The sequence below is a fragment of the Bradyrhizobium niftali genome (assembly GCF_004571025.1).
Lineage (GTDB): Bacteria > Pseudomonadota > Alphaproteobacteria > Rhizobiales > Xanthobacteraceae > Bradyrhizobium > Bradyrhizobium niftali.
In genome coordinates, this window is sequence record NZ_SPQT01000001.1 from 549,467 (window position 1) to 569,794 (window position 20,328).

A 20,328-nucleotide genomic window follows, 5' to 3' on the forward strand; every position below is an offset into this window, starting at 1 on the left:
GCGTTCTCTTTCGAAATTCAGGGAAAAACGAATGCGTTTTGTGTCTTTCAGGCCGGCAACCTCCGTGCTCGCCACTGTCGCGCTGCTGCTCATCGCGAACGCGCCTTCGCAGGCCCAAACCAGGGCGGAAACGCTGCGCTATGTGACGGGCGCATCCGTCAACACGCTCGATCCCAACATCCCCGGCTCGACGCGCGAGTCCTTCGCGCTGAGCATGAGCACCTATGACCGGCTGGTGGCGTTCGGCCGCAAGCAACTCAACGGCAAATGGGTGTTCGATCTCGACACGATCACCGGCGAGCTCGCCGAATCCTACGACGTCAGTCCCAATGGACTGAAGCTTACCTTCCGCCTGCGCAAGGACGCCAAGTTCCAGGACGGCTCGCCCGTGACGGCCGAGGACGTGAAATGGTCGCTCGACCGCTGCGTCACCGCGCCGATCCTCGGCAAGGCGCAGCTCCTGACCGGCTCCTTGACGTCGGCCGACCAGTTCAAGGTGATCGATCCCCTCACCATCGAGGTGACGCTGCCGAAGCCCGACAAGCTCGCGCTGCCGAATTTGGCGACCGTCTATCCCATGATCATCAACTCGAAGGTCGCCAAGGAGCATGCGACGGCGGATGATCCCTGGGCCACCGCCTGGCTGAAGGAGCACACCGCCGGCAGCGGCGCCTATGTGGTCGAGACTTTCAAGCCGGGCGAACAGGTCATCCTCAAGCGTGACGAGGCCTGGAACCGCGGTTCGGCCAACAAGCCCGCCTTCTTCAAGCGCGTGATCGTGCAATCCGTGCCGGAGCCGGCGACCCGCGCCAATCTGGTCGAGCGCGGCGATGCCGACATCGTCGTCGATCTCCAGGCCAGCGACGTGCAGTCGCTCGAGGCCAAGGGCAAGCTCAAGGTGATCTCGACGCCGCAATACAATGCGATCACCTTCGTCTCGATGAACAACCAGATCCCGCCCTTCGACAACGTCAATGTCCGCCGCGCCATCGCCTTTGCGCTGCCCTATGACGACATGTTCAAGGCCGCGCTGTTCGGTCGCGGCGCGCCGCTGTTTGGCGCGACCTGGCCGGATGGCAAGCCGGCGAACGGCATCTATCCGTTCCAGGCGCCGGTGAAGACCGATCTCGACAAGGCCCGCGAATATCTCAAGGCCGCCGGCCTTCCCGAAGGTTTTGCCACCACGTTCAGCTTCAACGTCGGCCAGGCCTCGACGGCCGAGCCGATGGCTTCGCTGGTGAAGGAATCGCTTGCGAAGATCGGGATCAAGGTCGACATTCAGAAGCTGCCGGATGCGCAGATGTCGACGCAGATCAACGAGAAGAAGCTGCCGTTCTTCACCGAGGGTATCGTGGCCTGGCTGCCCTCGACCGACTATTTCTACCGCAACTTCTACACCGGCAATCAGCGCTGGAATTACAGCTCCATCAACAATCCCGAGATCGCCGCGATCGCGCAGGAAGCCCGCTTCGAGCCGGACAAGGCCAAGTACGAGGAGGACGGCCGCAAGCTCAACGCGATTCATTTCAGCGAGATGCCGCAGATCCCGCTGTGGCAGCCCAACCAGGACGCGGTGATGGCATCGTCGATCGAAGGCTATACCTACGAGTTCCATCGCCAGGTGGACTATCGCGACGTCAGCCGCAAGTGAGATCGGCGAACGAGAGAGGCTCTGAAAGGTGATGACCGGACTTGGCGCAACGATGGTGCGGGCGGGCAGGCGGCTTCTGTCGTCGCTGCCGGCGCTGTTCGGCGTGCTGGTCTTCACTTTTCTCCTGATGCGCGTCCTGCCCGGCGATCCCGCGGTGTTCTTCGCCTCCGGGCCCAATGCCGGCAAGGAGGAGATCGAGCAGATCCGCAAGCAGATGGGGCTCAACAGGCCGGTGCCGGAGCAGCTCGTGTTCTATCTCTCCGATATCGGCCACGGCAATCTCGGCCGCTCCATGATGACCGGGCAGCCGGTGCTGAAGGATCTGCGCGAGCGGCTGCCGGCTTCGCTCGAGCTCACCTTCACCGCGCTCCTGATCGCGCTGATCGCGGCAGTGCCGCTCGGTGTCGTCGCGGCGCTGCGGCCGGGATCGGTCGTCGATCACGGCGTGCGGCTGTTCTGCGCGCTCGGCGTCTGCGTGCCGACTTTCGTCTCGGGCCTGCTGCTGATCTATGTCTTCTATTATCTGCTCGGGCTCGCGCCTGATCCCACAGGGCGGATCGACGTCTTCACCTCGCTGCCGCCGCAGCGCACCGGCTTTCTGTCGATCGATTTCCTGCTGGCCGGCGATTTTGAGGGCTGGTGGGCGGCCTGCAAACAGCTGGTCCTGCCGGCCGTGAGCATGGCCCTGTTCGTCATCGCGCCGCTGGCACGGATCACGCGCGCCTCGATGCTGGTGTCGCTCGGCAGCGATTTCGTGCGCACCGCGCGCTCCGTCGGGCTGTCCTGGCGCAAGGTCGTCGTCACCTACGCGCTGCGCAATGCGATCCTTCCCGTCATCACCATCGCCGGCATCGTGTTCTCGACCATGCTGGGCGCCAACGTCCTGGTGGAGAAAGTGTTCTCCTGGCCGGGCGTTGCCTCCTACGCGCTCGATGCGCTGCTGTCCTCCGACTATGCGCCGGTGCAGGGCTTCGTGCTGCTGATGGCCAGCCTGTTCGTGCTGGTCAATCTGGTCGTCGATGTCTGCTACGGCATCGCCGATCCCAGGGTATCGATCGAATGACCAGCGCCACTCTCCGTCATTCGGTCTGGATCCTGCGCGGCAATCCGCTCACGGCCGTCGCCGCGACCGGCGTTCTGCTGTTCATCTTGGTTGCGATCTTCGGCCCCTGGATCGTGCCTTACGATCCCGTGGCCTCCAACGTTTCGGAAGCGCTGCTGCCGCCGAGCGCGGCGCACATCGCCGGCACGGACCAGCTCGGGCGCGACGTGTTCAGCCGCCTCGTCATCGCGGCGCGGCTCGACCTTGCCATAGCAGTCTCGGCAGTGGGCATCTCCTTCGTGATCGGCGCCGTCGTCGGCTCGTTTTGCGGCTATGCCGGCGGCAGGCTCGATCGTGGCGTCGGCCGCTTCGTCGACGTCATGATGGCCTTTCCGCTGTTCGTGCTGGCGATGGCGATGGTCGCGGCCCTCGGCAACCGGATCGAGAACATCGTGATCGCGACCGCGATCATCAATCTTCCCTTCTACATCCGCTTCGCGCGGGCCGAGGTCAACGTCCGGCGCAATGTCGGCTGGGTCGAGGCCGCGCGCGCCTGCGGCGAGAGCCATTTCTCGGTGGTGCTGCGCTTCCTGCTGCCGAACATCCTGCCCGCGATGGCGGTGCAGATCTCGCTCAACCTCGGCTGGGCCATTCTGAATGCGGCCGGCCTGTCCTTCATCGGCCTTGGCGTCAAGCCGCCGACGCCGGAATGGGGCATCATGGTCGCGGAAGGCGCGCGCTTCATCTCGACCGGACGGTGGTGGCTGGTGGCCTTCCCGGGCCTGGCGCTGATGCTCGCCGTGCTGTGCTTCAATCTGCTCGGTGACGGGATGCGGGACATTCTCGATCCCCGCATGCGCACATGAGCGAAGAGCTGCTCAGGATCGACGATCTCCACGTCTCGTTCTCGACGCGGCGCGGCATGGTCGAGGCCGTGCGCGGCGTGACGCTCACGGTCAAGGCCGGCGAGATGCTCGGCCTCGTCGGCGAGAGCGGCTCGGGCAAGTCGGTCACCGGATTTGCGACCACGCGGCTGCTCGATGCGGCCGGGCGCGTCACCGGCGGCAAGATCCTGTTTCGCGGGCAGGACGTGACAAAACTCCGGGGCGACGATCTCCGTCAGCTCCAGGGCGCGGCGATGTCGATGATCTTCCAGAATCCGCGGGCGGCGCTCAATCCGATCCGGGCGATCGGCTTGCAGATCGCGGACGCGATCCTCACGCACAAGCGGATCTCGAAGGACGCCGCGCGCGCCGAGGCGCTGGAGCTCCTTCGCGCCGTCCAGATCCGCGACCCCGAGACGCGGATGAACGCTTATCCGCACGAGCTCTCCGGCGGCATGTGCCAGCGCGTCATGATCGCGATCGCGATCTCCTGCAATCCCGCGCTGCTGATTGCCGACGAGCCGACCACCGGCCTCGACGTCACCACGCAGAAGGTGGTGATGGACCTGCTGGCCGACATCGCCGCCGCGCGGGGCATGGCGACGATCCTGATCACGCACGATCTCGGGCTCGCGGCCCGCTATTGCCGCCGCATAGCGGTGATGGAGCGTGGACGCATCGTCGAGGAGGCTGGCCCCAGGACGCTCTTCTCCACGCCGCAGCACGCCTACACCAGGCGCCTCGTGGCGGCATCGCCGACCGCGACGTCGCGGATCGAGGATCTCGTGACGGAGGAGGAGCGGGAGCGCCAGGCGACTTTTGTCAGCAAGCCGAGGCCCGAGCCCGCGCACGGGACGCCGCCGCTGCTGCAGGTGCGCAAGCTTGCGAAACGTTTCGACCAGGGTTCTGCGGCGGTCGCGGACTTCTCGATGACGATGGCCGGCGGCGAGAGCGTCGGCCTCGTCGGCGAGTCCGGCTCGGGCAAGAGCACGACGTCGCGGATGATCTGCCGCCTGATCGATCCGAGCGAGGGCGACATCGTGTTCGACGGGCAGTCGATCGGCCATGTGGCGTCGCGCGATTTTCACCGCTCCCCCTTGCGCAAAGACATTCAAATGGTCTTCCAGGACCCGAACGAGAGCCTCAACCCGCGCTTCACGGCCTTCGACTGCATCGCCCATCCCCTGATGCGGCTCGACGGCATGCGGGCGGGCGAGGCGCTGCGCACGCGGGTCGAAGAATGCGCCGAGCGCGTGGGACTGCCGCTCGATCTCCTGCCGCGCTTTCCGCACCAGCTCTCCGGCGGTCAGAAGGCGCGCGTCGGCATTGCGCGCGCCATCGCCTGCCGGCCCCGGCTTCTGGTGCTGGACGAGCCAACCGCCGCGCTCGACGTCTCCGTGCAGGCGGTGGTGCTGCAACTGCTCGACCGGTTGCGCCGCGAGAACGACATCGCACTGCTGTTCGTCAGCCACGATCTCAACGTCGTGCGCATGCTATGTGATCGCACCATCGTGCTGCGCAATGGCGGCATCGTCGAGCAGGGCGAGAGCCGGGCGCTGTTCGACAATCCGAAGACCGACTACACGCGCAAGCTGGTCGAGGCGATCCCCCATATCGAGACCGGGCCGACGCTGGCGGCGGCGCTTTGAGGCCAGGACCGTCCAAAATGGCGGTGAGATCCCGCTGGCGAAGGCCTGGTTACTGGCATACCATTTGCACGCCAATGGGCTTCGGTTTCACCTGCTCTTGGCCAATGATTGGCCGGCATCACGGCATTACTGGGAGGACTTAATGGATCGCAGGACCGTATTGAAGGGACTGGCTGGCGCGAGCGGTCTGGCATTGACGGGTGGCCTTTCGGCCCCGGCGATCGCCCAGGGCGCAGCGGCGCGCACCCTGCGCTTCGTGCCGCAGGCCAACCTCGCCAATTTCGACCCGATCTGGGGCACGCAATATGTCGTGCGCAACGCCGCGGCGATGGTCTGGGACACGCTTTACGGCGTCGATTCGTCGCTCCAGCCGCAACGTCAGATGGTCGAGTCCGAGGAAGTCACCGACGACGGTATGACCTGGACGTTCAAGCTCCGATCAGGGCTCAAATTCCATGACGGCGAGCCGGTGCTGAGCAAGGACGTCGTCGCGAGCCTTACGCGCTGGTCGGCGCGCGATCCGATGGGGCTCATGATCAAGGCGCTCCAGCAGGAGTTGACCGCCGTCGATGACCGCACCTTCAAGTTGGTGCTCAAGCAGCCCTTCCCGAAGCTGCTCTATGCGCTCGGCAAGAACAACTCGCCGTGCGCTTTCATCATGCCGGAGCGGATTGCGCAGACCGATCCGTTCAAGCAGATCACCGACTATGTCGGCTCGGGGCCGATGAAGTTCGCCAAGGGCGAATGGGTGCCCGGCGCGAAAGCGGTGTTCGAGAAGTTCGCCGACTACGCGCCGCGTCAGGAAAAGTCCTCGTGGCTTGCCGGCGGCAAGCAAATGCTGGTCGACCGCATCGAGTGGGTGGTGATGCCGGATCCGGCCACTGCGGCTGCCGCGTTGCAGAATGGCGAGATCGACTGGTGGGAGAACCCGATCGCGGACCTCGTGCCGGTCCTGAAGAAGAACAAGAACATCAGCGTCGATATCGGCGATCCGCTCGGCAATGTCGGCTCGTTCCGCATGAATTTCCTGTATCCGCCCTTCAACGACGTGCGGGCGCGGCGCGCGGTGCTGATGGCGCTGAGCCAGGAAGACTACATGCGCGCGATCGTCGGCGACGACACCGCGCTCTGGAGACCGCTGCCGGGCTACTTCACGCCGGATACCCCGCTCTACACGGAAGTGGGCGGTGAGATCCTGAAGGGCAAGCGCGATCTCGACGCGGCCAAGAAGCTGCTCGCCGAGAGCGGCTATTCCGGCCAGCCGGTGACGTGTCTGGTGGCGCAGGACCAGCCGATCACCAAGGCGATGGGCGATGTGACCGCGGACCTCCTGAAGAAGCTCGGCATGAATGTCGATTTCGTCGCGACCGACTGGGGCACAGTCGGCTCCCGCCGTGCGCAGAAGACGCCGCCGGGACAGGGCGGCTGGAACATGTTCCACACCTGGCATGCGGGTGCGGACTGCATCAATCCAGCCCCCTACACCGCCATTCGCGCCAACGGCGACAAGGCCTGGTTCGGCTGGCCCACCAGCGCCGGCACCGAAAAGGAGGTCACATCCTGGTTCGAGGCCAAGAACCTCGACGAGGAAAAGGCCACCATCAACCGCCTCAACAAGGCGGCGATGGATGACGTCGTCTATGCGCCGACCGGCTTCTTCCTGAGCTACACGGCGTGGCGCAAAAACGTCTCCGGCATCACCAAGGGGCCGTTGCCGTTCTTCTGGGGCGTATCGAAGTCCGCATGATCGTGCACTGAAGCCAGATGCTCTCCTACATCCTCCGTCGCATCGTCGCGACCTTGCCGGTGATGGCAATCGTCGCGCTGTTCGTGTTCAGCCTGCTTTACATCGCGCCGGGTGACCCGGCCGTGGTGATCGCGGGCGATCAGGCAAGCCCGGAGGATGTGGAGCGCATCCGCCAGAGCCTCGGTCTCGACCGGCCGTTCCTGATCCAGTTCGGAAGCTGGGTCTGGCGCATCCTGCACGGCGATCTCGGCACCTCGATCTTCACCAATCTGCCGGTCTCGACGATGATCGGGCAGCGTCTCGGACCGACGCTGTCGCTGATGATCGTCACGCTGCTGCTCACGATCGTGGTCGCGGTGCCGCTCGGCGTGGTGGCGGCGTGGAAGGCCGGCAGCCTGATCGACCGCGTCATCATGGGCTTTGCCGTGTTCGGCTTCTCGCTGCCCGTCTTCGTGGTCGGCTACATGCTTGCCTACATCTTCGCGCTCGAACTGGAATGGCTTCCGGTGCAGGGCTACACGCCGCTTGCCCAGGGCTTTTGGCCCTGGCTGGAGAATTTGATTCTGCCGGCGGTCGCGCTCGGCTGCGTCTACATCGCGCTGATTGCGCGCATCACCCGCGCCACCATGCTCGAAGTGCTGCAGCAGGACTATATCCGCACCGCGCGGGCCAAGGGCCTCGGGCAGGGCGGCATTCTGTTTGTTCACGCGCTGAAGAACGCGGCGGTGCCGATCGTGACCGTGATCGGGATCGGCATCGCGCTCCTGATTGGCGGCGCGGTCGTCACCGAAAGCGTGTTCGCGATTCCCGGCCTCGGCCGGCTCACCATCGACGCGATCCTGCGCCGCGACTATCCCGTCATCCAGGGCATCGTGCTGCTGTTCAGCTTCGTCTACGTCCTCGTCAATTTGATGATCGACGTCATCTATACGCTCGTTGACCCGAGGATCCGCTATTGACCGACACCACCGTCAATCCGCAATCGCTTCCGGCCGGCTTCGTCCTCGCGCCGCAACTGCCGGAGATCCTTCGGCCGGTCAAGATCCGTCGCGGCTTCATCGGCTTTCTGCGCGGTCATCCGACGGTCGCCATTGGTGGCGCGCTGCTGCTGATGCTGGTCCTGATCGCGATCTTCGCACCTTATCTCGGAACGGTCGATCCGACCGCGCTCGCGCCCGCCAAGCGCACGCGCGCGCCGTCGGCGGACTACTGGTTCGGCACCGACGTGCTCGGCCGCGACATCTATTCGCGCGTGCTGTTCGGCGCGCGGGTCTCGCTCACGGTCGGCCTGTCCGTTGCCATATTCGCGTCCGCTGTGGGCCTTGCGATCGGCATCGTCTCCGGCTTCGTCCGCTGGGCCGACGGCATCCTGATGCGCTTCATGGATGGCCTGATGTCGATCCCGCCGATCCTGCTGGCGATCGCGCTGATGGCCCTGACGCGCGGCAGCGTCGGCAACGTCATTCTGGCCATCACCATCGCCGAGATCCCGCGCGTCTCGCGCCTCGTGCGCAGCGTGGTGCTGTCGCTGCGCGAACAGCCCTATGTGGATGCGGCGGTGGCGTGCGGCACGCGCACGCCGATGATCATCCTGCGTCATATCCTGCCCAACACGCTCGCGCCCATGCTGGTCCAGGCGACCTATATCTGCGCTAGTGCCATGATCACGGAGGCGATCCTGTCCTTCATCGGTGCCGGCACGCCGCCCACCATTCCGTCCTGGGGCAACATCATGGCCGAGGGCCGCGCGCTGTGGCAGGTCAAGCCCTATATCGTGTTCTTTCCGGCGGCCTTCCTGTCCGTCACCGTGCTTGCCGTGAATCTGCTCGGCGACGGCCTTCGCGATGCGCTCGATCCGCGCATGGCCAAGAGCCTCTGATGTATCGAGGCTGATCACCATGGCGTTGCTCGAAGTCGAGAACCTTCAGACCCACTTCCGGACGCCCAGCGGAATCAACCGCGCGGTCGACGGCGTGTCCTTCCATGTCAACGAAGGCGAGACGCTCGCCATCGTCGGCGAGTCCGGCTGCGGCAAGTCGGTGACCTCGATGTCGCTGATGCGGCTGATCCCGGAGCCGCCCGGCAGGATTGCCGGGGCCATCCGCTTCGCGGGCAGGGACCTGCTCAAACTGTCCGACCGCGAGATGCGCGCGATCCGCGGCAACGACATCTCGATGATCTTCCAGGAGCCGATGACGAGCCTCAATCCGGTCCTGACGGTCGGCCGCCAGATCCGCGAGACGCTGATGATCCATCAGGGCCTGGACAAGCAGGCCGCTGAAGCGCACGCGATCGAGATGTTGACGCTGGTCGGCATTCCCGAGCCGAAGCGGCGCGTGCGCGAATATCCGCACCAGCTTTCCGGCGGCATGCGTCAGCGCGTGATGATCGCGGTTGCGCTGGCATGCAATCCAAAACTTCTGATCGCGGACGAGCCGACCACCGCGCTGGACGTGACCATCCAGGCGCAGATCCTGAAGCTGATGCTCGACCTCAAGAGCCGGGTCGGTGCTGCGATCATCCTGATCACGCACGATCTCGGCGTCGTCGCCGAGATCGCCGAACGCGTCATGGTGATGTATGCCGGCCGCAAGGTCGAGGAGGCGCCGGTCGCCGAGCTGTTTCGCTCGCCGCGCCATCCCTATACGCAAGGTTTGCTCGGCGCCGTGCCGCGGCTTGGTTCGTCGCTGACAGGCACCGCGAGACGGCTCGCCGAGATTCCCGGTCAGGTGCCGGATCTCCGCAAGCCCATCACCGGCTGCGTCTTCGCCGGGCGCTGTGCGCTCGCGACCGATCTCTGCCGCCAATATGCACCGGGGCTCGAAGAGAAGGCGCCTCGCCACGTCGCCGCCTGTCACTACGCGGCCAAGGGAGCCGTCGCGGCATGAGTCCTCCTCTGCTCCAGGTCAACGACCTCAAGAAGCATTTTCCGGTCAGCAAGGGTCTGTTCGGGCGCAAGTCCGAATGGGTCTATGCGGTCGACGGCGTGTCCTTCGAGATTGCGCGCGGCGAGACGCTGTCGCTGGTCGGCGAGTCCGGCTGCGGCAAATCGACGGTCGGCCGCGCCATCCTGCGGCTGTTCGACATCACTTCGGGCCAGGTCATCCTCGACGGCCAGCGCATCGACGACGCGCATCCGAGCACGATGCGCCAGATGCGCCGGCGCGTGCAGGTCGTGTTCCAGGATCCGTTCTCCAGCCTCAATCCGCGCATGCGCGTCCGCGACATTCTCGCGGAGCCGATCCGCAATTTCGGCCTCGCCAAATCCGCGGAAGATCTCGAGGTGCGCGTCACGGCGCTGATGGACACCGTTCGTCTGCCGCGCGAGGCGCTGAACCGCCGGCCGCACGAATTCTCCGGCGGCCAGCGCCAGCGCATCGGGATCGCGCGGGCGCTCGCGGCCGAGCCCGAGCTGATCGTCTGCGACGAGGCGGTCTCCGCCCTCGACGTCTCGGTCAAGGCGCAGATCGTCAATCTGCTTCAGGACCTCCAGCAGAAATTCGGCCTCGCGCTGCTGTTCATCAGCCATGACCTCGCCATCGTCGAGCACATGACCCATCGCGTTGCGGTGATGTATCTCGGCAAGATCGTCGAGGTCGCGCCGCGCCGCGAGATCTTTGCCGCGCCAAGGCATCCCTACACCAAGGCGTTGCTCTCCGCGGTGCCGCTGCCCGAGCCTGGCGCCCAGCGCAACCCGATCATTCTCGGCGGCGACGTGCCGAGCCCGATCAATCCGCCGAGCGGATGCCGCTTCCACACCCGTTGTCCGTACGTGTTCGACCGTTGTCGCACGGAAGAGCCGCAGCTCCGTGCCGCCGAAGGCGATCAATGGGTGGCGTGCCATCTGGATGCACTGCCGGCGGGATGAGTCCCGGGAACGGCGTCAACCGATGGCGGTCAGGGCCCGGCGGATGGCGGTGAAGATGTCGTTGATCTGCTCCTCTGTGATGATCAAAGGCGGCGAGACCAGGAGCGTATCGCCGCTGCCGCGGATCAGGATGCCGTCCTCATAGCAGCGGCTGGCGCACTCGGCGCCGCGCGCCCCCGGTGCGCCCTCGCGCGGCTTCAGGTCGATTGCGGCCAGCAGCCCGATGTTGCGGATGTCGACGACATGGGGAAGGTCGCGCAAGCCGTGCGCGTGGCTTTCCAGAACCGGCGCGAGGCGGCGCGCCCGCCCGAACAGGTCGAGATCCTGGTACACGTCGAGCGCGGCAAGACCCGCCGCGCAGGCGAGCGGATGGGCCGAATAGGTGTAGCCGTGGAACAGCTCGATCGCGTTGTCCGGCCCCTGCATGAGCGCGTCGTGGACCTTGCCGCTGACGATGACGCCGCCCATCGGCACGGCAGCGTTGGTCATGCCCTTGGCGCAGGTGATGAGGTCGGGCGTGACGCCGAAGGCGTTGGCGCCGAACGCGGCGCCGAGGCGTCCAAACCCCGTGATCACCTCGTCGAAGATCAGGAGGATGCCGTGCTGGTCGCAGATCTTGCGCAGCCGCTCGAGATAGCCGACCGGCGGCGGCAGCACCCCGCCGGAGCCGGTCACGGGTTCGACGATGACGGCGGCAACGGTCGAGGGATCGTGCACTTGCAGCAGCTTTGTCAGCTCGTCGGCAAGATGCGCGCCCCATTGCGGCTGGCCCCGTGAGAACGCCATGTGCTCCGGATCATGCGTGTGCGGGAGGTGATCGACTTCAGGGAGCAGCGGGCCGAAATCCCTGCGGTGGCGGACGATGCCGCTGACCGACAGGCCGCCCCAGCCCATGCCGTGATAGGCCCTGGCGCGCGAGATGAAGCGGATGCGGCTGGCCTCGCCGCGGGCGCGGTGATAGCCCCGCGCGATCTTCAGTGCGGTGTCGACCGATTCCGAACCAGAATTGGTGAAGAAGACATGGTCGAGCCCCGCGGGCGCGATCTCGGTGATGCGCCGGGCAAGCTCGAAGGCGGCCGGATGGCTCATCTGGAACGAGGAGACGAAATCGAGCTTCGCCGCTTGCGCCTGGATCGCATCGACGATGCGCCGCTGCCCGTGTCCCGCGTTCACGCACCACAGCCCCGCCATGCCATCGAGAATGCGCCTGTTGTCATCGGTGACGTAGTGCATGCCCTCGGCGGCGACGAAGATGCGCGGCTTCGACTTGAATTGCCGGTTCGGCGTCATCGGCAGCCAGAACGGCTCCATGACCTCGCGGGTGAGGGGGCTGTTTGAGGAAGCGAAGGCGCTCATGGGCATGAAAACTCTTGTGCGTGGTCAGGAGGATTTTGACGGAGCGGAATTGGCGGGGCTGCGTTTGAGCTTGGCGGCGCCTTCGAGATGCCGGCGCAGCAGGGCGGCGGCGGCCTCGTTCTGGCCGGCTTCGAGCTGGTCGAGGATGGCGAGATGCTCGCGGCAGTTCACGATCACGCGCTCATGGCCGAAGGTCCAGTCGTAGTTGCCGAAGCGCCGCAGCCGGTTCTGCTGCTGAACCGCGACCAGCAGATAGCGGTTGCCCGACGCGGCGGCGAGGCCTTCGTGAAAGGCCGCGTTCATCTCGTAGAGCGCGATGCTGACCGTGTCGCTCCACGGCATCGCCAGCATCTCCTGATGACGGCGGCGCATCTCGGCAGCCCATGCCGGATCGAGCCGAAATCCCGGCTCGAGCAGGCCCGCCGGCTCGATCAGCAAACGGTAGCGATAGCTTTCATCGCGCGCCTGCGTATCTGCGAGGGTGGGCTGGAAGCGCCAGCCATGTCCCGGCTTGCGCTGGACCGCGGCAACTTCGGCAAGCCTGGTGAGGACGCGCTGCACGATCGGTCGCGTCGCATCGTAGCGCTGCATCAGGTCGCGTTCCGAAACCTCATCGGGTAGCCGGCCGGCGCGGCGATCGCGCGCGATGGCGAGGAACAATCGGTCGGTATCGTCGGGGCTTGGCTTCGGCGGCGTCTTGTGCGGGGCGGGTGCGGTCTCGGCGACGAAATAGCCGCGGCTGGCGCCGGCGTGGACGAGCTTGCGTCGCGCCAGGAACCTCAAGGCGGCGCGCACCGGCGTGCGCGAGACCTGGAGGCGCGCGGCCAGCGCAACTTCGGCAAGACGTGTTCCGGGTGCGAGCCCTTCGCTCCGGATCAGGTTCATGATCCCGGCGGACAGTTCGCGCTGAAGACGGCTCGGGGACGCTTTTTCCAAGGTCGATTTCGAGGTAGAAGATTTTTGTTTCATGTCATCACAAAATACATTAGGCTTCGCCGGAAAGCAAAAGGAACTTCAAGAAGGAATTTGTCGTCCCATGGTCGAGCCCTTTCCCCTCATCGAAATCTCCGGTCCTCCGCGCGAGCGTGGGCGTCAGTACGGGCAGAAGGCGGCGGGCCGGATCAAGAAGGGGACGACCCATTACTTCGCGCAGTTGAAGGAGCTTTCGCTCGATGCGAAGGGCGTGGCCGCGCTGGTGCGCGACTATCTGCCCGTCATCGAGGCGTTCGAGCCGAGCTATATCGAGGAGATGCGCGGCATTGCCGAGGGCGCCGACGTTCCGTTCGAGGACATCGTCCTGCTCAACGCCCGCACCGAGATCATCAAGCTTGCCAACCCGGCCATCCGCGCGCGGCTGAAGACGCCCGAAGATCCGGATGGTTGCACCGGCGTCGTCGTGCTGCCGCAGGCGACCGCCGATGGCCGACTGATCCACGCCCAGAATTGGGACTGGAAGCGCGAATGCGCGGAGACGGCGGTGGTGCTGAAGGTGCGCCGCGACGACGGGCCGGACCTGATGACTTTTACCGAGGCCGGCGCGCTCGGCCGCTGCGGCTTCAACGCGGTCGGCATCGCCATCACGGCGAACTATCTCGAAAGCGACCGCGACTATCGCCAGGTCGGCGTGCCGCTGGCGCTGATCCGCCGCAAGGTTCTGGAGAACGAGCATCTCGCGCTCGCGATGCGCGCGGTCTATTGCACGAAAAAGTCGGCGGCCAACAACATGATCGTCAGCCATCGCGAGGGCGTGGCGATCGACTTCGAATGTGCGCCGGACGAGACCTTCCAGGTGCATCCGCAGAACGGGCTCCTGGTCCACGCCAACCATTTCGTCAGCCCCGTCGCGCTCGGCAAGCTCAAGGACACCGGCCCCTTCAACACGCCGGATAGTCTGTACCGCGACATTCGCGTCCGCGACCTGCTCCAGCCGCACATCGGCAGCATCACATTCGACACGGTCAAGAGCGCGCTGTTCGACGAGTTTGCCTATCCCTGGTCCGTCTGCCGCCCGCCGCGCCGCAACCTCAGCAACAATCTCAGCGCCACCGTGGCGATGATCCTGATGGAGCCGGCGAGCGGGCTGATGCAGGTGGCGCCGCTGCCGGCGCTCAATCGCGAGTTCACCAGCTACCGGCTCGAGATCGACGAGATCGGGCGCGCGGCGTTCGAGCGGTCGGCCGCGGCGGGGGCGGCGTGATGCGGCGGCGTCGGCCATCGCCGGCGTGGGCGGTTGGTCTCGCCGCCTTGGCCCTGCTGGCCATGCTGGGGAAGGCCGGCGCGGAAACCTTGCTGCGAACGCGGCTCAACGCCGATATCCGGTCGACCGATCCCGGCACCAATCGCGACGCCAACACCGACGGCGTGATCGCGCATGTGGTGGAAGGGCTGGTCGCGTTCCGTGACGACACTTCGATCGGCCCGATGCTGGCTGACAGCTGGGCGGTGTCGAACGACGGCAAGACCTACACGTTCCGCCTGCGCCAGGGCGTCAAGTTCCACAATGGTGCGACCATGACCGCGGATGACGTGATCTGGTCGCTGAAGCGCTGGCTTGATCCGGCGACGCAATGGCGCTGCCTGTCCGAGTTCAGCGCCACCGGCATCGCGCGGATCGAGAAGATCGAGGCGCCGGACCCGCAAACTGTCGCCATCACGCTCGATCAGCCGAGCGCCTTGTTCCTCCCCACTGTGGCGCGGCCCGATTGCGGCCAGACCGCGATCATCCATCGCGATTCCGTCGGGGCTGATGGCAAGTGGATCGCCCCGATCGGCACCGGCCCGTTCAAGCTCGCCGAGTGGAAGCGCGGACAATATGTCGATGTCGTCCGCTTCGACGGCTACGCCTCGCGCAGCGAGCCGCGCAACGGTTACACCGGTGCCAAGGACGCCAGGGTCGATCGCGTGCGCTTCAACGTGATCCCGGACAGCTCTGCCGCGAAGGCGGGGCTGCTCAGCGGCTCGCTCGACGTCATCATGAGCCTGTCGATCCCCGATCTCGAAGAGCTCAAATCGCGTCCCGAGGTCCAGCTCAGCATCACGCCCGCGCTCGGCCTCACCGGCATCCTGTTCCAGACCAAAGACCCGCTGCTGAAGGACGTGCGGATCCGCCGCGCCATCGCGCTCTCCATCGACACCGCGCAGATCGTCGATGCCGTGATGATGGGCACCGCGCGTCCGAACAATTCCGCGCTGCCGCTCGGCAGCCCGTTCTATAGCGAGGCGCAGTCGCACGGTTATGCGCAGAATATCGCGGAAGCCAAGAAGCTGCTGCTGGAGGCCGGCTACCGCGGCCAGCCGGTCAAGATGATCACCAACAAGCGCTACAGCTTCGTGTTCGATTCCTCCGTGCTGGTGCAGGCGATGGCGCAGACGGTCGGGATCAATATCGAGCTCGAGGTGATGGACTGGGCGGCGCAGCTCGATCGCTACAACCGCGGCGACTACCAGTCGATGGCCTTTACCTATTCGGCGCGGCTCGATCCCTCCTTGAGCTTCGAGATGCTGACCGGGCCGAAGGCGACGCAGCCGCGCAAGGTCTGGGACAATCCGGAGGCGCAGGACATGCTGCGCCAGTCGATGATGATCGACGACCCCGCGAAGCGGCAGGCGCTGTTCGACGACATGCACAAGCGCTTCATCGCCGACGTGCCGATGATCGTGCTGTTCAACGGCGCCGAGCTGACGGCGCTGCGCAAGGGCATCAAGGGCTATGCCGGCTGGCTTTATCCGCAGCCGCGGTTCTGGGGTGTCACGGTCGAGTAGGGCGGCGCCATGTTGAGTTACCTCGCAAGACGGCTGGCGATGACGATCCCGACGCTGCTGCTGGTCGCGATCGCCGTGTTTGCGCTGGTCCGCCTCATCCCAGGCGATCCCGTGCAGGTGATGCTCGGCGATGCCGCCGACCCCGCGCAGGCGGCGCAGCTCCGCATGCAGCTCGGGCTCGACCAGCCGATTCCGGTCCAGTTCATGCACTGGATCGCCAAGCTTGCGGCCGGCGATTTCGGGCACTCCATCACCAACAATCTCGCGGTGCTGCCGCTGATCCTCGACCGCTTCCAGGTCAGCGCGGTCATCGTGCTGGTGGCGGTTGCCGCGGCCGCCTGTATCGCCGTCCCGGCCGGTCTCGTTGCGGCCTGGAAGCAGAACAGCCTGCTCGATCTCTCCGTCGTCGGCGGGGCCACGCTGCTGCTGTCGATCCCGAGCTTCTGGCTCGGCCTGCTGTTGCTGCTCCTGTTCGGCCTCAAGCTGAAATGGTTGCCGGTGATCGGCTATGTGCCGTTCGCGGAGAACTTCTGGCAGGCGGCGACCTTCATCGTACTGCCGATCGCGACGCTCACGATGGTCGAGATCGGCGTGCTCACGCGCATGGCGCGTGCCGCCTCCATCGAGGTGCTGCGGCTCGAATATGTCACGCATGCGCGCGCCAAGGGCGTACCGGAATGGCGCGTGCTTGCCCGGCACGTCCTGCCCAACGCGTTCGCGCCGACCTGGACGCTGATCGGCCTCGTGCTCGGCCATCTCCTCGGCGGCATCGCCGTGATCGAGACCGTGTTCACGCTGCCCGGCCTCGGCCGGCTCCTGGTCGATTCGATCTTTGCCCGTGACTATCCGGTGGTGCAGGGCTGTCTGCTCTTCACTGCCGTGATCTACGTCGTGGTCAATCTGATCGTCGATCTTTGCTACCCGCTGTTCGATCCCAGGGTGACGGTGGCATGAGGATGCGCGCCAACACCGCAATCGGCGGCGCGTTGATGGCGCTCCTGCTCGGCGCGGCCGTCACCGGAGCCTTCTGGACGCCGTTCGACCCGCTGCGCATCAATTTGCGCGCGCGGCTTCAGGCGCCGTCGCCCGTTCACTGGCTCGGCACCGATGAATTCGGCCGCGACGTGCTGAGCCGCATCATGGTCGGCGCCGGCGCCAGCGTCGTGATTGCGCTGGTCACGGTGATGCTGGCGATTGCGGCCGGCATGGTGATCGGCTGCACGGCGGGCTACATCCGCGGCTGGGCCGACCGCATCATCATGGCGGTCAATGACGCGCTGCTCGCCTTCCCCGGCATCCTGCTGGCGCTGGCCGTGATGATCGTGGTCGGCGCCAACAAGGTCGGGCTCATCCTGGCGTTGGGTCTTGCCTATATCCCGTCGGTCGTCCGCGTGGTGCGTGGCACGGTGCTGTCGATCCGCGAGAAGGAGTATGTCGAGGCGTCGCGCGTCATCGGCAATTCCGAGGTCTATTCGATGATCCGCCATGTGATGCCGAATGCGATTGCGCCGGTTGCGGTGCTCGCAACCAGCATGTTCGGCTGGGTGCTGCTGGCCGAGAGCGCGCTGAGCTTCCTCGGCCTCGGCGTGCCGCCGCCGGCGCCGACCTGGGGCAACATGCTGGCGGCGAGCCGTCCGTTCATGGAGACGGCGGCCTGGCTCTCGATCGCGCCGGGCCTCTGCATCGCGCTGACGCTGCTCGGCATCAACCTGCTCGGCGATTCCCTGCGCGATCGCCTCGACCCCAGGATGGCGCACGGATGACGCTGCTGTCGGTCGAGGATCTCGGTATCGAAGTGTCGGCCAGCAAGGCCGTGATCGTGGAGGGCGTCTCCTTCGCGGTCGAGCGCGGCGAGTTCCTCGCCGTCGTCGGCGAATCCGGTAGTGGCAAGACGGCGGCCGCGCGCGCCGTGCTCGGCCTGCTGCCATCAGGTCTTCGCCAGGCCGGCGGCCGGATCGTGCTCGACGGCATCGACCTCGCCAGCGCCTCTGCGCGACAGATGCGGGCGCTGCGCGGGCCGACCGTTGGCATGGTGTTCCAGGAGCCGATGGTCTCACTCAACCCCGCCATCAGCGTCGGTGCGCAGATGGCGGAGGGGCTTGGTCTGCATGAGCGGCTTGGCAAGCGCGAGATTCGGCGCCACTGCCTCGATATGCTCGCGCGGGTTCAGATCCGCGATCCCGAGCGGACTTTTGACGCCTATCCGCACGAATTCTCCGGCGGCATGCGCCAGCGCATCATGCTCGCCTCGGTGATGCTGTTGAAACCGAAGCTGCTGATCGCGGACGAGCCGACCACGGCGCTTGATACCCTGACCCAGCGTGAGGTGCTCGACCTCATGGTCGGGCTCGCCCGCGATCACGGCACGTCGGTGCTGCTGATCACCCACAATCTTGGCCTTGTGTCGCGCTATGCGCAGCGCGCGCTGGTGTTGCGCCAGGGCAGGATGGTCGAGACCGGAACGACGCGGCAAATCCTGTCCTCGCCGCGCGAAGCCTATACCAAACGGCTGGTCGAGGCCTTGCCGCGCCGCGGCACCACGACCAAGGCGCGGCAGGCCGGCGAACCCCTCGTCAGCGTCCGGGGCCTCAAGGTCGGCTTCGCCGGGCGGCAGCGATTGTTCCGGCGCGATGCCGGCGTCCCGGCCGTCAACGGCGTCGATCTCGACATCGCCGCCGGCGAAACGGTTGCGGTGGTCGGCGGCAGCGGCTCGGGCAAGACCACGCTCGGCCGCGCCATGCTGCGTCTCATTCCGACCTCGGGCGGGGAGATCAGGTTCCGGGGCAGGGACGTCACGTCAAGTGTCGACCGCGACTTCCGCCTCGCCTCGCAACTGGTGTTCCAGGATCCTTACTCCTCGCTCGATCCGCGCATGCGCGTCGGCGAGATCGTCGCCGAGCCGCTGCGTCATGTCCCGCAGCTAACGACAGCCGAGCGCGACAGGCGCATGGAAGCGATGCTGGAGGAGGTCGGGCTTGTGGGCCTCGGCAAGCGCTGGCCGCATGAATTGTCCGGCGGTCAGCGCCAGCGCATCGCGATTGCGCGTGCCATCGTGCGCGAGCCGGCCTTCGTCGTGGCGGACGAGCCGGTCTCGGCGCTCGACATGACCATCCAGGCCCAGGTGCTGAAGCTGTTCGAGCGGCTTCAGGCGCAATACGGCTTCGCCTGCCTGTTCATCAGCCATGATCTCGCCGCCGTCGAGCAGGTCGCCGACCGGGTGGTGGTGATGCAGGGCGGGCGGATCGTCGAGCAGGGATCGCGTGACGAGATCTTCGATCGTCCGCAGCATGACTACACCAAGGCACTGCTCGCGGCCGCGCCCGTGCTGGACTTTGCGGGGGTGGCAACGGCGCGCGCCTCGGGCTGAACAGGATCCTGCGTATGAAGCGTTTTGCCGATCGATCGGGGTCTTGAACCCGGCGGCATCGGTCACGGCATGCGGGATTTCGCCAGCACGCAGTGAATGCCCTTGTTGCCGTCGACCAGCTGCGTGACGCGCAGGTCTGCGGCGATCGAGCAGAGCGTATAGGCATCCTGGGCGCTGAGGCCGCTGTGCTCGCGGATCAGCGCAATCATGTCGCGCAGCGCGGCCTTGGCCGCGTCGTCGAGATCCTCGTCAAAGCCCATGGTGATCCAGTCGGACGCAGTCTCGGCGCGCGGCGAGGCGAGGCGAAGATCGCGGCGGACGTGGAATTCGAAGGTGCCGGTGAGCGCCGCCTCGATCGCGGTCAGGCAGACTTCGCCATCGCCCTGGAGCGCGTGGCCGTCGCCGGCGGAGAACAGCGCGCCCGGCACGAAGACCGGAAAGTAGAGTGTGCTGCCGGCGCCGAGCTCCTTGTTGTCCATGTTGCCGCCGAACGCGCGCGGCTCCTTCGAGGACAGCCGGCCCCAGGCGGGCGGTGGCGCGACGCCGAAATTGCCGAAGAAGGGGGAGAGCGGCAGCTCCTGTCCCCAGGGCAGTTTTGCGACGTTGCGCGCGCGGTCCAGCGGAATGTGGATGCGGCGGAACTCGGGAAAATCCTCAGGCAGCGTGCCGAGCGTCGGGACCTGGAGATTCCAGCCCCAATTGCAGCGCAGCTCGATGCCCAGCACGCGCACTTCGAGGACGTCGCCGGGCTCGGCGCCCTCGATGTAGATCGGTCCGGTGAGAAGGTGCGGGCCCGGACCGCGGAACGCGCTTGCCAGCACCTCCGCATGTCCGGGCACGACGTCGAAGCCGAGCGACGGATCGGGTAGATCGTCCGGCTCGCCCGAGAGGGTCTCGATGGTGACGCGGTCTCCGGATGCGATCCGGAGCACCGGCTTCAGACGTCCGTCCCAGAGTCCCCACTGGACGTTTCCGGGGGTGGATCGCAGGACGAAGTCCATG

General features: G+C 66.0%; 17 protein-coding genes. 14 read left to right on the top strand and 3 right to left on the bottom strand.

Features of this window, described 5'->3' with window-relative positions; genetic code table 11:
* The first annotated feature begins 31 nt into the window (after positions 1–31).
* The 9 genes from E4K65_RS02430 to E4K65_RS02470 all read left to right on the top strand — a co-directional run bounded on the left by E4K65_RS02430 (position 32) and on the right by E4K65_RS02470 (position 10,841).
* A complete protein-coding gene (locus E4K65_RS02430) occupies positions 32–1,651 on the top strand; it encodes an ABC transporter substrate-binding protein (protein ID WP_135172751.1) in 1,620 nt (539 codons plus the stop codon).
* Positions 1,652–1,679: 28 nt separating this feature from the next.
* Positions 1,680–2,714 carry an ABC transporter permease gene (locus E4K65_RS02435; protein WP_135172752.1) on the top strand — a complete coding sequence of 345 codons (1,035 nt, stop codon included), beginning with the start codon at positions 1,680–1,682 and terminating at the stop codon, positions 2,712–2,714.
* Complete coding sequence (locus tag E4K65_RS02440; RefSeq protein ID WP_135172753.1) at positions 2,711–3,559, top strand: ABC transporter permease; 849 nt, start codon at positions 2,711–2,713, stop codon at positions 3,557–3,559. Before E4K65_RS02435 ends, E4K65_RS02440 begins: the two co-directional genes overlap by 4 nt.
* A complete protein-coding gene (gene nikE / locus E4K65_RS02445) occupies positions 3,556–5,226 on the top strand; it encodes a nickel ABC transporter ATP-binding protein NikE (protein ID WP_135172754.1) in 1,671 nt (556 codons plus the stop codon). Before E4K65_RS02440 ends, nikE begins: the two co-directional genes overlap by 4 nt.
* A 142-nt stretch (positions 5,227–5,368) precedes the next feature.
* Entirely contained in the window at positions 5,369–6,973 is a 1,605-nt protein-coding gene (locus E4K65_RS02450; protein ID WP_135172755.1) for an ABC transporter substrate-binding protein, read from the top strand.
* Between the two features lie 17 nt (positions 6,974–6,990).
* Positions 6,991–7,932, top strand: a complete 942-nt coding sequence (locus E4K65_RS02455; protein ID WP_027548944.1) for an ABC transporter permease — start codon at positions 6,991–6,993, stop codon at positions 7,930–7,932.
* A complete protein-coding gene (locus E4K65_RS02460) occupies positions 7,929–8,852 on the top strand; it encodes an ABC transporter permease (protein ID WP_135172756.1) in 924 nt (307 codons plus the stop codon). Before E4K65_RS02455 ends, E4K65_RS02460 begins: the two co-directional genes overlap by 4 nt.
* Positions 8,853–8,871: 19 nt before the next feature.
* Positions 8,872–9,861: an ABC transporter ATP-binding protein gene (locus E4K65_RS02465; RefSeq protein WP_027548942.1), complete on the top strand. Its 990-nt coding sequence runs from the start codon at positions 8,872–8,874 to the stop codon at positions 9,859–9,861.
* Complete coding sequence (locus E4K65_RS02470) at positions 9,858–10,841, top strand: ABC transporter ATP-binding protein (RefSeq protein WP_027548941.1); 984 nt, start codon at positions 9,858–9,860, stop codon at positions 10,839–10,841. Before E4K65_RS02465 ends, E4K65_RS02470 begins: the two co-directional genes overlap by 4 nt.
* Before the next feature lie 15 nt (positions 10,842–10,856).
* On the opposite strand, the gene aptA is transcribed toward E4K65_RS02470, so the two are convergent.
* A complete protein-coding gene (gene aptA / locus E4K65_RS02475; protein WP_235885425.1) occupies positions 10,857–12,197 on the bottom strand; it encodes an omega-aminotransferase AptA in 1,341 nt (446 codons plus the stop codon).
* A 24-nt stretch (positions 12,198–12,221) separates the two neighbouring features.
* The gene (locus E4K65_RS02480; RefSeq protein WP_235885427.1) at positions 12,222–13,133 is read right to left on the bottom strand and encodes a GntR family transcriptional regulator; all 912 of its coding nucleotides are present in this window, start codon (positions 13,131–13,133) and stop codon (positions 12,222–12,224) included.
* A 100-nt stretch (positions 13,134–13,233) separates the two neighbouring features.
* On the opposite strand from E4K65_RS02480, the gene E4K65_RS02485 reads away from it, so the two are divergent.
* The 5 genes from E4K65_RS02485 to E4K65_RS02505 are packed head-to-tail and all read left to right on the top strand — an operon-like array spanning position 13,234 to position 19,326.
* Positions 13,234–14,394, top strand: a complete 1,161-nt coding sequence (locus tag E4K65_RS02485) for a C45 family autoproteolytic acyltransferase/hydrolase (RefSeq protein ID WP_135172759.1) — start codon at positions 13,234–13,236, stop codon at positions 14,392–14,394.
* Positions 14,394–15,959: an ABC transporter substrate-binding protein gene (locus E4K65_RS02490; RefSeq protein WP_235885429.1), complete on the top strand. Its 1,566-nt coding sequence runs from the start codon at positions 14,394–14,396 to the stop codon at positions 15,957–15,959. Before E4K65_RS02485 ends, E4K65_RS02490 begins: the two co-directional genes overlap by 1 nt.
* 9 nt (positions 15,960–15,968) lie before the next feature.
* A complete protein-coding gene (locus E4K65_RS02495) occupies positions 15,969–16,913 on the top strand; it encodes an ABC transporter permease (protein ID WP_135172760.1) in 945 nt (314 codons plus the stop codon).
* The gene (locus tag E4K65_RS02500) at positions 16,910–17,722 is read left to right on the top strand and encodes an ABC transporter permease (protein ID WP_027548935.1); all 813 of its coding nucleotides are present in this window, start codon (positions 16,910–16,912) and stop codon (positions 17,720–17,722) included. Before E4K65_RS02495 ends, E4K65_RS02500 begins: the two co-directional genes overlap by 4 nt.
* On the top strand, positions 17,719–19,326 hold the full coding sequence (locus E4K65_RS02505; RefSeq protein WP_135172761.1) for an ABC transporter ATP-binding protein: 1,608 nt from the start codon (positions 17,719–17,721) through the stop codon (positions 19,324–19,326). Before E4K65_RS02500 ends, E4K65_RS02505 begins: the two co-directional genes overlap by 4 nt.
* Before the next feature lie 62 nt (positions 19,327–19,388).
* On the opposite strand, the gene E4K65_RS02510 is transcribed toward E4K65_RS02505, so the two are convergent.
* Complete coding sequence (locus tag E4K65_RS02510; protein ID WP_135172762.1) at positions 19,389–20,327, bottom strand: acetamidase/formamidase family protein; 939 nt, start codon at positions 20,325–20,327, stop codon at positions 19,389–19,391.
* Position 20,328 lies beyond the last annotated feature (1 nt).